10 protein-coding genes are annotated in these 12,909 nt (G+C 51.4%); 8 read left to right on the top strand and 2 right to left on the bottom strand.

All coding sequences use genetic code 11. The features are described from left to right. The first annotated feature begins 20 nt into the window (after positions 1 to 20). The 5 genes from JQN73_RS05670 (at position 21) to JQN73_RS05650 (ending at position 6,392) form a co-directional block, all read left to right on the top strand. Positions 21 to 899, top strand: coding sequence for a TetR/AcrR family transcriptional regulator (locus JQN73_RS05670; protein ID WP_205322144.1), 879 nt, complete (start codon positions 21 to 23; stop codon positions 897 to 899). Between the two features lie 660 nt (positions 900 to 1,559). Next, positions 1,560 to 2,528, top strand: a complete 969-nt coding sequence (locus JQN73_RS05665; protein WP_205322143.1) for a branched-chain amino acid ABC transporter permease — start codon at positions 1,560 to 1,562, stop codon at positions 2,526 to 2,528. Then, positions 2,521 to 4,371, top strand: coding sequence for an ATP-binding cassette domain-containing protein (locus tag JQN73_RS05660; RefSeq protein WP_205322142.1), 1,851 nt, complete (start codon positions 2,521 to 2,523; stop codon positions 4,369 to 4,371). The genes JQN73_RS05665 and JQN73_RS05660 overlap by 8 nt, the downstream gene beginning before the upstream one ends. Continuing rightward, complete coding sequence (locus JQN73_RS05655) at positions 4,355 to 5,062, top strand: ABC transporter ATP-binding protein (RefSeq protein ID WP_240162446.1); 708 nt, start codon at positions 4,355 to 4,357, stop codon at positions 5,060 to 5,062. Before JQN73_RS05660 ends, JQN73_RS05655 begins: the two co-directional genes overlap by 17 nt. 79 nt (positions 5,063 to 5,141) lie before the next feature. Further along, the gene (locus JQN73_RS05650) at positions 5,142 to 6,392 is read left to right on the top strand and encodes an ABC transporter substrate-binding protein (RefSeq protein WP_205322140.1); all 1,251 of its coding nucleotides are present in this window, start codon (positions 5,142 to 5,144) and stop codon (positions 6,390 to 6,392) included. A gap of 83 nt (positions 6,393 to 6,475) precedes the next feature. Here the strand turns inward: JQN73_RS05650 and JQN73_RS05645 are convergent, their stop codons facing one another. Continuing rightward, positions 6,476 to 7,369 (bottom strand): LysR substrate-binding domain-containing protein, encoded by an 894-nt coding sequence (locus JQN73_RS05645; RefSeq protein WP_205322139.1) that lies wholly within the window; start codon positions 7,367 to 7,369, stop codon positions 6,476 to 6,478. Between the two features lie 277 nt (positions 7,370 to 7,646). Here JQN73_RS05645 and JQN73_RS05640 point away from each other — a divergent pair, with 277 nt between their 5' ends. From JQN73_RS05640 to JQN73_RS05630, 3 genes are all read left to right on the top strand, one after another. Continuing rightward, a complete protein-coding gene (locus JQN73_RS05640; protein ID WP_205322138.1) occupies positions 7,647 to 8,459 on the top strand; it encodes a class II aldolase/adducin family protein in 813 nt (270 codons plus the stop codon). Positions 8,460 to 8,621: 162 nt separating this feature from the next. After that, positions 8,622 to 9,923 carry an MFS transporter gene (locus tag JQN73_RS05635; protein WP_205322137.1) on the top strand — a complete coding sequence of 434 codons (1,302 nt, stop codon included), beginning with the start codon at positions 8,622 to 8,624 and terminating at the stop codon, positions 9,921 to 9,923. 228 nt (positions 9,924 to 10,151) lie between these two features. Next, a complete protein-coding gene (locus JQN73_RS05630) occupies positions 10,152 to 11,057 on the top strand; it encodes a LysR substrate-binding domain-containing protein (protein ID WP_205322136.1) in 906 nt (301 codons plus the stop codon). Between the two features lie 122 nt (positions 11,058 to 11,179). Here the strand turns inward: JQN73_RS05630 and JQN73_RS05625 are convergent, their stop codons facing one another. Further along, entirely contained in the window at positions 11,180 to 12,709 is a 1,530-nt protein-coding gene (locus JQN73_RS05625; RefSeq protein ID WP_205322135.1) for a Rieske 2Fe-2S domain-containing protein, read from the bottom strand. Positions 12,710 to 12,909 lie beyond the last annotated feature (200 nt).

Raw genomic sequence — 12,909 nt, 5'->3', positions numbered from 1 at the left:
GTCACATTTTTAAGCGGAAAATGACGAAATTTGTGTATTCGTCTATTTCTTGTGATATATATTCTGCTGTACAAATAAGTAAGTATCCAACTAAACTATACAGTATGAAAAACCTACCACTTCGTAAGAGCGTGCCGATCAGTGCCGAAAAAACTAAATTAACCGTCAAACCGCTTGAAATTTTAAAGCCTAAGGCAGTGAGCAAAGCGAAACCCAAGGCAGCGGTGAAGCCAAAGCCAGCCGCGAAGCCGAAGGCGGCTGTCTCCGGCTCAATTAAAGCGAGTGAACCGGCCAAGCCAAATGTCATTGAAGGTATTCGTGATGCGGTGTCTCGGCTTAAGCGTGAACGGATTATTGCGGTAGCTGCCGAAATGTTTTATGACAACGGCTTCAACAATACAACGTTAGAAGCCGTGGCTGAGAAAATGAGCGTCACCAAGCCATTTATTTACTCCCATTTCAAATCCAAGAATGACTTGCTCGCGGAAATATGTTCCCTCGGCATCCGCGCCTCGCTTGATGTATTGAATCAAGTGGTTGCTTCCGATGGCTCAAACACTGAAAAGGTGAGGGCCCTGGTGCGCGACTTTATGCTCGCCGTGCTCGAGAATCAAGAGCACATCGCGATCTATACGCGTGAGCAAAAGCATCTGTCGAAGGAAGACTCCGATGCGATTGAAAACATGCGTCGCGAATTTGACCTGAAGCTCTGCAAACTGCTGACCGACGGTGTCACCGCGGGCGAGTTCAAGGTTGACGATATCAAGATGGCGTCGCTTGCCGTCGGTGGTATTGTAAGTTGGTCGTACGCCTGGTATCGTCCGCACGGACGCTTAACGGGGCCTGAAACGGCTGAACGTATGGCGGATTTGGTGCTTGCCATGATTCAAGTTAAATAACGACACGAACAGATCATGCGCACCGGTCTGCAACGGTGTGAAAAAAATAAATGATACGTATGCCACTGCGCGCATTCAGATTTTCTAATCGCCGGTGGCAAATTTTCTTGGAAGTAATTAAGTGTTTCGGCGGCCCACTTGCGCGGAATGGCATTCGATTTTTGGTCAGTGGCGTGGGCAGCAGCGAAACCTACGCATCCATTATTCCTTCCCGTTGCACGGAGCAACGCTCACCGTGCTTGACTCCGGTCACCGAAGCGAGCATTAAAGCGTCACGCCGACGTTCTATCTATGCGCCCATCATCGCCATTGAGGTGGCAATATTTGATGTAATTTACTCTCCGCAGTTATCAAAAAACCTGCCCTCTCATACGCAGCGCCTCTCTTGTCGCAAATAGCTAAATCGACCTATTCCCTATTTGATAAATATTTTAGAAATATCATACTGAGCGGTATAAAAAAATACCAATAAATTATTTAATTGTACTATTTAGTAGTGTATTATTCTTTTTCGTATAACAAGCTATTTTATTTTGATGTATAACCAATGCAAGTTGCTGGTAGGTAATGGTCAAGTTTATCCCCATAAACGCCTGCTGCGCTTGGTTATAAGTCAACCAACAGAGGAAAACGTCGCATGTTTTTATTGGAGCGGTTCGCATGAATCCTCAATTGGTACTTCTCGAAAATGCTCTTCAGGTACTTCTTACCGGGATCGTCGTAGGAGGAGTGTACGGTCTGATGTGTGTCGGCCTCGGACTTATCTTCAGCATGATGCGGGTGATCAATTTCGCCCAGGGCGAATTCCTCATGTTGGGTATGTATGTCGCCTTGTTCATATTCAAACTGATCGGTAACGCGTTTGGATCAACACTGGGGCCTTATGCCAGTCCGGTTATTAGCGCGCTGATAGCTGGCGCCGTGGTATATATCTTTGCCATCATTCTTCACCCGTTAATTCTGGGCCGCGTCACTGGCACGCGGGTCGCGGGCAGTGATGGTGATGGCCATTATCCGCAACTAACCATTACATTGGGTCTCTCACTGGTTCTGTCCAACGGCGCACTGATCCTGTTTGGCTCCGAGCCGCGCACCATTCAAACGTCATTGTCTTCAACGGCCTGGGAGATCGGGCCATTGATCGGCCCCGACGTCTCGATATTTCTCAACAAAGCCCGCACGGTTTCGTTTGTGGTGGTGTTATGTGTTGTGGCCGCCGTCGCCTTGCTCATCACGCGCACCCGCGTCGGCAAAACATTGCGTGCGGCGGCCGACAATGCCGAAGCCGCTATCTATATGGGTATCGACGTGGGCCGATCGCATCGATTTGCATTCGGTTTAGGTGCCGCTATCACTGCCATTGCAGGTGGTCTGCTGGCCAGCTCCTATCCATTTCAGCCGTACGTTGGTGTGGAATTTGTGGTGATCATGTTTGCTGGCGTCGTACTTGGTGGCATCGGCAGCATCACCGGCGCATTCTGGGGCGGCATGACGATCGGACTGGTACAGCAACTGTCCACATTAGTATTGCCCGTGCAGTTGCAAAACGCCGCCATCTTCGTCGTGTTCCTGCTCATCATTATCATGCGGCCTCAAGGCCTGTTTGGAAGGACTGTCGACCGTGCTTAATACTGTGTTTGCTTCCGTACGTACTTCCCTGCTTGATCCTTTGTCGCACGCACTGCCGAGTTTTTTTAAGCCCGCCAAAGGCAGCGCAATCAAATTGATTGTGCAATTCGCCGTTCTCTATCTTGCGGTGACGATGCTGGTAAGCGATCCTTACTATGGCCAGATATTGACCCTGACGCCAATCTGGGCAACATTGGCAGTCTCATGGAATCTTTTCAGTGGTTATTCGGGTTTAATGTCATTCGGGCACGCCGCATTTTTTGGTCTGGGCGCTTACACCGTCGTCCTGCTCGAAGTGAAACTCGGCATTTCTCCGTGGATTGGGATTCCCATCGCCGCATTGGTAGGAGGTTTGTCCGGCGGATTAATTGGTGCCTCAACCTTTCGCCTTCGTGGCCACTACTTCGCATTGGCCATGTTGGCTTATCCGCTCGGAATATTGTATGTATTCGAGTGGCTGGGTTTGCAGGAGGTGACTTTTCCCAGGCATCTGAACTCCCCGATTTCCCATATGCAGTTCGCCGATGTCCGCTTCTATGCGGTGCTGGCGGTCGCTCTGTTGCTGATCGCGGTCTGCATTAATCTGCGCGTTGCGCGTTCCCGTTTTGGATTATCGCTCCTCGCAATCAAGCAAAATGAACTCGCTGCCGAAGCCGCCGGAATCGATCCATTTAGCTGGAAGTTACGGGCTATTGTGCTCTCCGGCGCGATTGCCGGTGCCGCTGGCGGACTGTATGCGGTGGTCATGTTGATTGTTACGCCAAACGCCGTTTTCGGTATGTTGATTTCCGCGCAGGCCTTAATTTTTAGCTTGTTCGGCGGCGTCGGCACCATTGCGGGACCGGTCATCGGTGCGCTGGTTTTAGTGCCGGTTAGTGAACTGCTTAACGCAGAACTGGGAGACAAGATTCCAGGAATTCAAGGCGTGGTGTTTGGATTGGCGATTATCTTGACAGTGCTGCTCGCGCCAGAGGGAATACTACCAAAGCTAATAGCTATTTTTGCCAAAAGAAAAACACTCAAAATAAGCCCCGTCATTGGCGCTGCATTTCCTCATTCTGCTCTTGCTCCTACGCCACGCGCGCAGCATAACGGCGACCGACATGAGATCGCACTGCGCGTAAAAGCGCTCTCCAAATCGTTTGGCGGCCTGCAGGCCGTGAGCGAGGTTTCGTTTGATGTTTTCAAAAATGAAATTCTCGGTGTTATCGGACCTAATGGTGCCGGTAAAACCACGCTATTCAACTTACTCAATGGCATCCTGCCTGCCACCAAAGGTGAAGTCGCATGGGATGGTCGCAATATTGTCGGCCTGAGACCGCATCAAATTTGTCGGCTAGGCATAGGCAGAACGTTTCAGGTAGTGCGTGCATTTGGGCGCTTGACCACACTGCAAAACGTCGTCGTCGGCGCATTTGCCAAGGAGCAGCGGGACGAACAGGCATACGCGCTCGCCACAGCGGCGTTAATACAAGTGGGGATGGAAGCTGACGTCCAGGTCCTGGCCGGAAGTTTGACCATGATGCAGTTACGGCTGATGGAACTGGCGCGTTGCCTGGCATCTAAACCCAAGCTGATTTTGCTGGACGAAATCCTGGCTGGACTGGGGGCTGACGACGTTGAGCACCTGATACCCGTCATACAAAATATTCGCAGTACTGGCGTCACTGTGGTCATCATTGAGCACACCATGCATGCCATGGTGCGCCTCGCCGACCGGCTGTTGGTACTTGATCATGGCTGTGTTTTGTCGATTGGCGAGCCGTCGGTAGTTACCAATGATCCTATCGTCATCGAAGCTTATCTCGGCAAGAAATGGAGCGCCCGTGCTGCAAATAAATAACCTATCGGTTTCCTATGATGGGTTGAAAGCCCTGGTCGATATCAATGTAGAGGTTGCTGACGGCAAATTCGTCGCGATTGTTGGTCCCAACGGGGCCGGCAAGACCACCCTTTTTAAAGCAATATCCGGCGTGGTACCGATCGCCGCTGGAACCATTTTTTTCGACGGTATCGATTTGTCGACCATAGCGCCTGCGCGTCGTCCGCATCTGGGTATTGCACACGTACCAGAAGGTCGTCAGGTATTTAAAAGTCTCACGGTGCTGGAGAACCTCGAAATGGGGGCGCGCACCAAAGACGCGACCCAACACTGGGCGCAGAGCCTGGATCAGATCTATACGCTATTTCCGAGATTGGCCGAGCGCTGCAATCAGTTTGCGGGCACGCTTTCAGGCGGTGAACAACAGATGGTAGCGATTGGTCGTGGTCTTGCCGCTCGACCTAAACTGTTGATGTTCGATGAGCCCTCAATGGGCCTTTCACCGGCAATCGCTGACGCCATCTTTGAGTGCATTGAGAAAATTTATCGCGAAAGTAAGATCGCCGTTTTACTCGTTGAGCAACGCGTAGCAGAAGCCTTGCAAACCTGCGATCACGGCTACGTGCTGGGGTCGGGCAGGGTGATTCTACAAGGGTCGCCGGACGTGTTGATCAACGACCCTGATGTTAAGCGGGCTTACTTGGGCATGTAGTGCGCGGTTTCAGTTCAGGTATTTAATTCAGGCAAGAAAAAATCTGCAGCAATGTATTTTATAACTATAAGGAGACAGTATGAAAACCAATAAAAAAAATAATCTATTGACGGTTGCGAGTCTGATTGCGTCCGCATTGCCCCTCATGATGATGGCATTACCTGCCGCTTATGCGCAGCCCGAAGATGTAAAAGTCGCATTGATTGTGCCGCTTTCCGGTCCGTGGGCGCGCAATGGCGAGTTACAGCGCAAAGGCGCCGAAATGGCGATCGACGACATCAACGCGGCGGGCGGCATCAAAGCGCTTGGCGGCGCAAAAATGCGCCTGGTGGTTGCCGATACCGGCGATTCTGTCGAAAAAGCCAAGAATGCGATCCAGCGTTTGCTGTCGCAGGAACCAAATCTTATTGGCGGTTCCGGTGCGTTTCTGAGTTCACTAACACTTGCCGTGACCGAAGTGTCTGAGCGTGCCGAACTGCCTTGGTTATCGCTATCGTACGGCGATCAGATTACCGGTCGTGGCTTTAAATATGTGTTCCAGACATCCCCGGTTGCGAGCGTACAGGCAGCAACGGTCTTGCCGATTCTTGTCAAACTCTCGAACGACAGCACCGGCAAGCCGCCAAAGTCAGCAGGCATTGTCATGGATAATACCGCGTCTCCGGCGAGTTTTACGAAGGGCATGCGCGATACCGGTTTCGCCAAATACGGCATCAATCTGGTGACCGATCAGGTATATACGCCGCCTCTGGCGGATGCGACCTCAGTGGTGCAGAAGTTACGTAATACACGCCCTGATTTGGCGTTCATGCTGACGACTAACGTTCCTGACACCAAGTTATTGCTCGAAAAGATGAACGAGATGGGCGTCGGTTCCGGAAAAATTCCTGTGGTAACTAATGGTGGTCACATGGGTGCGCCTGAATTGCTCAAAGTCGTGAAGAAAGAGATGCTGGAAGGCGTAATGGTCGTTGTCGCCAACTGGGGCGGCAAGGGCGACGAGAAGCTGGAAAACCTCTTTAAGAAGCGCACTGGTGAACCTTGGATGACACAAGACAGCCTATCAACCTACGGTGACATGTGGATCTTCAAAGACGCGCTGGAGAAGGCTGGAGTCGCAGACCGCAAGAAAGTGGCCGCCGCAATTCGTGCCATGGATACCTCCGAAGGGGCAGCCAAATATTTTGCTGGCGGCCATTTGAAGTTTGATGAACAGGGTCGGCGTGTGGGATCAGAGATCGTTATTTTGCAGTGGAGAAACGGTGTGCCGATTCCAGTGTATCCGGCCTCCCTCGCAGTGGCTAAACCGGTTTGGCCGAAACAGCCTTAATCGCCTGAAATTATCCTCACCATGAGCTTCCGTTTGCTGACCGCACGGAAGCTCTTTTCTTATTATGCTGTGGCCGACCATTTTTAAACAATCTCGGTCTGGCTAAAAAGCCAATCGCGGAAGGCTTTGATTTTTCTGCTATTCCTCCGTGCGGCCCGATAACACACAAAATGCATCTCCCTGGCAAGCGGGCGGAACGTTGTTTTCCCCAATTGCACCAACTCGCCGCTAGCAATCTCCTGTTTCGCCAGGCGGGTACTTTCGAGCGAGACACCGAGGCCGTTCAGCGCAGCGGAAATCGCCAGTGATCCGCGGTCAAATGACAATCGTGGCTTATCGGGCAGCGTTAAGCCATGCAGATCGAACCAGTTCTGCCACGTGACAGGGCTCAGCTGAGAGTCGATAAGGGTGAAATGGGTCATTTCGTTGAGAGCGATCTCGGCGCTACCCTTTAGCAGCTTTGGCGAGCATAGCGGCGCGATGACCTCCGTCCCCAGCGCCTCAATAATCACGCCCGACCGTTCTTTGGCAGAACCGTAAGCAATCGCGATATCAATTTCTTCGTGTTGGATCAGGTCGATCGGATCAGCGCTGGACGACATCCGAATCGTAATCAAAGGATATTCGTGCATGAAATGCGGCAAATGCGGCCCCAGCCATTTTGACGCAAAGCTTGGCGTGCAATGCACCGCAAGTGATTCGGTCTCTTCCGGCAGACTCAGATCGGCGCAGGATGATTCAATCAAATCAAAGGCCCGCGACAGTCCGCCCAACAGTTGCTTGCCATCCGCAGTCAGCTCGACGCGACGCGTGAGTCTTTCGAACAGCGGTTTGCCGAAATAAGTTTCAAGTCCATGGACCTGATGACTGATCGCGGACGGCGTCAGGTGCAGTTCTTTTGCTGCGAGCGCGAAGCTGCCCTGCCGTGCGGCAGCTTCAAAGGCGCGTAAGGAAAAAAAGCTGGGAAATTTTCTCATCGGTCACAGGTGAATTGGATTCATCATTAGTGAAAAGGTATCGTTTGTCAAGGCGCGTTGCAAGTTGGATGATCATCTTATTCATCCCTGCGTGAATATTCACAGGCTTATGGGCAAAAGTAACCGCAGAGCGATGATTCGCTGTTAGTAGAAATCCGGCAATTGACAGCAATGAAAGTAATAAAAAAGAGTACAAAAATACATTGCTCAAAAACACCATTTTTGAATCGTATAGATAAAAACATCGCATTAAAACGAGATATTTAAGGAGAAGATCATGTCTGAAGTTATCGAACGCGTATCGCTTTACCAGCCTAAACAAACAGGGCTTAAATTCCCGACCATTCCGAAGTTTGAGACGCACGCGCAAGAGCGCCAGCATCGTAAAGAAAGACTAGTAGCATCATGCCGCGCCTTTGCAGTTCATGGCTTGGATTACGGCTTCGCGGGTCACCTCACGGTGCGCGATCCAGAATTCCCGAATCTGTATTGGACCAACCCCATGGCGGTTCATTTCTCGCAGGTCAAAGTATCAAATCTGATCCTTGCCAATCATAAGGGCGATGTGGTCGAGGGCGACTATGCATTGAATCGCGCCGGATTTGTGCTCCATTCCGCTGTTCACGAACTGCATCCCGAAATCATCGCGATGTGCCACGCCCACACAATTTACGGCACCGCCTGGGCCGCTACCGGACGTTTGTTAGATCCGATCACTCAGGATGCAGCGGTCTTTTTTGAAGATCATATCGTCATCAACGACGAAGCGGGCGCGGTAGCGGTAGAAGAGGGCGCGGGATATTCCGTTGCTGGGCAATTTAAGGACGTGAAAGCAGTGATTCATCAGAACCATGGCTTGATGACCGTTAGCCGTCACAGCATCGAATCCGCAGCTTTCTGGTTCATTGCGCTGGAACGGGTTTGCCAGCAACAGCTATTGATCGAAGCCAGTGGCATCAAGCCGACATTAGTTACGCCAGATCGCGCCCGTTATAGCCGCGAACACGTCGGCAGCGCTTATATCGGCTGGCTGCATTTCCAACCGCTCTACGAACATCTGGTCGCAACGCAGCCGGATATGTTTGATTGATTTTCGGGTCAGGCAGATACCGTAGTAAGTAGTAATTAAGCGTTCTAAATAAGCAGTAAGCAGGTCTGTCTTCCTGAGCAGACAGACCTGAATAATAAAAAATACATAGTACCTGGGATGCACCGCATACCCGGGGCAACGGTTAAAAAACAGGAGACAACAATGTATACTTCAACGGTAGACGACGTCGGCGTGCGCGCAGACGATTCAGCAACCTATACCCAAGTTATGTGGCGCCTCATTCCCTTCCTGTTTCTATGTTACGTATGTTCGTACATGGATCGCGTGAACGTGGGTTTTGCCAAGCTCCAGATGATGAGTGATCTTCACTTGAGTGAAGCCGTCTATGGGCTCGGCGCGGGGATATTTTTTGTTGGTTATTTGTTGTTTGAGGTCCCTAGCAATCTGGTCATGCAGAAAGTTGGAGCACGCCTCTGGATCGCACGCATCATGGTGACCTGGGGCATTATCTCCGCGGCGACAATGTTCGTGACAACGCCGACCAGTTTCTATCTCATGCGCTTTTTTCTCGGCGTTGCTGAAGCCGGTTTCATCCCAGCCATATTGCTCTACCTCACGTACTGGTTTCCAGCATCACGACGCGGCAAAGTGACGGCATTGTTCATGACGGGAATTCCCATGTCCGGCGTCATCGGCGGTCCGCTTTCAGGATGGATTCTGCACACCATGAGTGGCCCGACCGGCCTCGCGGGTTGGCAGTGGCTATTCCTTTTGGAAGGCATTCCTACCGTCATAATGGGGGTCATCGCGTTCTTCTATTTAGACGATAAAATCGCAGATACCAAGTGGCTATCGCCGCAACAGCGGACGATGCTGGAAAAAAACCTGGCCGCAGATCAGCATGGCAAGACCTTGCATTCGTTACGTGACGGCTTCACCAATCCAAAGGTCTGGTTACTCAGTTTTATCTATTTGTTTTTTACGATGGGCCTTTACGGCGTCAGTTTCTGGCTACCGACGATCGTCAAAGCCAGTGGTGTGTCCGATCCGCTCAACATCGGTTTATTAACCGCAATTCCCTACGCAGCGGCCACGGCAGCGATGATCCTCGTCGGACGTAGTTCCGATCGGCGGGGAGAGCGTCGATGGCATCTTGCCATTGCAGGTTTTGTCGGCGCTATCGGATTAGTGTTCAGTGTGATTTATGCGCAGGATACCACCGTTGCGATGGTGGCGTTGACCTTCGCCACGATGGGCATCATGAGCACTATTTCTCAGTACTGGATTTTGCCTCCCACCATCCTCGGCGGTGCCGCAGCCGCGACAGGAATCGCGCTCGCCAACTCAATTGGCAGCGTCTCCGGTCTGATCAGTCCTTATCTGCTCGGGTGGGTAAAGACAGTCACCGATAGCACCAACAACGGCGTTCTGTTTCTTGCGGCAAGTCTTGTCATTGGCGGGTTGCTGGTGTTCACGATACCTGCAAAGCTGGTCAATCGGTAGTTCGCTTGCCTCCTGACCTGATTGGTCTACAAACGGTCTGAAATTGGTTAAAAAGGTCGCTCAGCTTCACTGCTGCAGGCGACCTTTGTTTTTTTACACTGTATTCAGCTCACCAAAATAGCGAGCACCGGCCCTTGATGTTGTGCTAAATCCGAAAAGAAGCGACCACGGAAATGCAGAGTCCTCTACAATTCGGCCATATAGAGATCGAGGGGTGACCTTTTGGCCATGAATTTTCATCAGTTACGCTGCTTTCACGCAGTTGCTCTGCACGGCAGCTTTACCGCAGCTGCACGCGCGCTATTTGTGGGCCAGCCGAGTATCACAACGCACGTTAAAGCACTGGAACAACGCTTTGGTGTCGAGCTGTTTTCGCGTCATGGCCACATCGTCGAACTGACCGATACCGGACAACGGCTGCTATCGATCACCCATCGCATCTTTACACTGGAAACCGAAGCAGAAGAAACCTTGCGCGCTGCTGGCGGCTTGCTGGAAGGGCGCATTCGGATCGCTGCGTTCGACCCGGTGCAGGTCACACAAATGGTGGTTGCTTTCGGGAAGCGCTATCCAGAAGTGCGGGTGTCGGTGGCATTCGGCAATTCCGGAGAATTGAGTGGCAGCTTGCTGGAACTGCAGGCAGATGTCGCGGTATTACCAAGGCTAGGAGACAAACGGTTTTATTCGGTCCCTTATCGACGCGCAAAGATTGCATTGCTGGTCGGTGCCGGTCATCCGTGGTTTGAACGCAGCGATATCCGTGTAGAGGAACTGGAAGGGCAGAGAATCGTTACCCGCGAAAGTGGCTCGATGCAGCAAAAGGTCTTTGATGATTACCTCACGGAATGCGGGGTCAGCGTGCGGCGGGTATTAGAAATTGATAGCCAGGACGCAATCCGCGAAGCGATTGCGGCCGGGGTTGGCGTGGGGATTGCCCTGGATGTCATCTACCCCGACGCGCGGCTTCGCAGACTCACCATTGCAGAGGCACCGATGTTCATCGATCTGGAATTAGCGTGCCTGGCAGAGCGCAGAGAAGCGCCTGTGATCAAAGCATTTTTCGAGGTTGTGCAAGACTTACGAAACGACCTCGATTGCATAACGAATCAGGAAAACGGAATCAGGAAAACGTAGCGTAAAACTGTGGGGCGCAATGACAAAAGGCGTACAAAAAAGCGTGCAAATAGGCATAAAAAAAGCGTGAGGACGATGGTCCTCACGCTTTTTTTTCATCGACAGTCGTTGGGCTTGCAGGCTTACTTCTTGGTCGATTGCTCCAATGCTTCAAAGCCTTCCATCACAAACTGAGTACGCTCATCCCCTTTCAGGTTGTCGCTGTCCGTCAATATCTGGACGATCCGTCTGGTGACCAGCCGACGTTGCGCGATCTCTTCTTCGATCGTTGCACCTTCAGCGACTTCCATCACATTGCCGCTGCAGTAACTATTCGGTGCACCTTTTACGGATTGCAGCCAATCGTAAAAATGTTCTGCACTGGCTTTAGGATTGGTGCCTCGTACAGCATCACGCAAAAGTTTGCGGAACATAAAGACCCCGGCATCGAATTTAGTCGGGTTTTCCAGCGCGTGCACCGCAATAGGCCGTTGACTGATAATTGCTTCGTAATCGCCGGGTGCTTGCTGCGCATCTTTATAGCAATCGCGTTCACGATGGTTAGAGGGAATCGGTGGAAAATCTTCCAGCTTATATTTTCCAAATCGTTCCGGCCGCCGCATAGCCACCTGGCCCTCCAGGAAATCGATGGTCTCGTAGCCGACCATTTGCTCGTCACCGATACCGCGGGTGTCGATATTCGGCCCCATCACGCGCCAGCCGATCATTTTGCTGTTTTCATCATCGACCGGCACGGTCCAGCGCACGATATGAAAGCGGCTGAAGAGTTTCTTGGCGGCACCGTCTTCGGAGGTGTAAGCATGCAAACTAAGATTCGGCAGCGCTTGATGCTGCACGCGGATAAACAGGCGATCTTTATCTACGCGGCGGGCACCCGCGCACGCCAATCCACGACCTTCATGAATCGGAATGAACTGCATATCTGGCGCCACTTCCATCGACGCCGCACCGACCTCGTTAAAGGTCGTGCCCTGAAAGTTCTCGTCGACCACGTTGGACGAGTTATGCAATGCCGTCGGATGATAATTATCTGCCGCGTTATCCTGAACCTGCAACCAGTTGCAATGCTGAAAGTTGCTGTAAGGCACTAACTTGTCGCTGGCGTGAACGGTAAAATTGGTTTCCCATTCCGGAAACGGTGGCTCTTTTTCCGGTGAGCCCATGTAAGCGAAGACCAGACCATTGCGCTCGAAAGCTTTATAGGCACCTTGCTGGATTGAGCAAGCAAATTTCGCGGCTTCTTTTTCTTCGCCTTTTGGATACGGCACATGCAAACAAGTACCATCGACGTCAAATACCATACCGTGATAGCAGCAGCGAATGCCGTGCTCTTGAATTGCCCCATATTCGAGCGACGCGCCGCGATGTACGCAGTGCGCATGGAGTACACCAATGGCACCGCTTTTATCGCGGAATGCCACTAATTCTTCATTGAGAATTTTTATGAATTTCGGCGTATCGCCCAACTCAATCGACATGCATACGGGATGCCAGAACGAGCGCATATATTCGCCCATCGGCGTACCCGGACCGGTTTCGGTCAGTTCTGGGTCATGCCCCGGCGTTTTGCTTGTGTAATAGCCGCCGTAAGGAATGAGTTTCTTCGGTTTCGAAGATTCAGCCAGCTTCGCATTATCGACTTTCGTATCCATGGTTCGTCTCCTCAATGTCTATTATTCGGTGAGATCATTAGTCCCTGCAATAACGATACGTGTCACCCCTATAAATGTCGAATTCAATTTTAGGATGACCTCCATCTGGAAATCCGAATTCGAAAGCAAAACACAAGCTGGATTGGCCGCAAAAATCTTCACTAACCTTATATGGAATCCAGATGGGGTTCATACGTTAT

Source organism: Glaciimonas sp. PAMC28666 (assembly GCF_016917355.1).
In the GTDB taxonomy this organism is placed as follows: Bacteria; Pseudomonadota; Gammaproteobacteria; order Burkholderiales; family Burkholderiaceae_D; genus Glaciimonas.
This window is presented reverse-complemented; position numbering and strand designations above follow the sequence as displayed.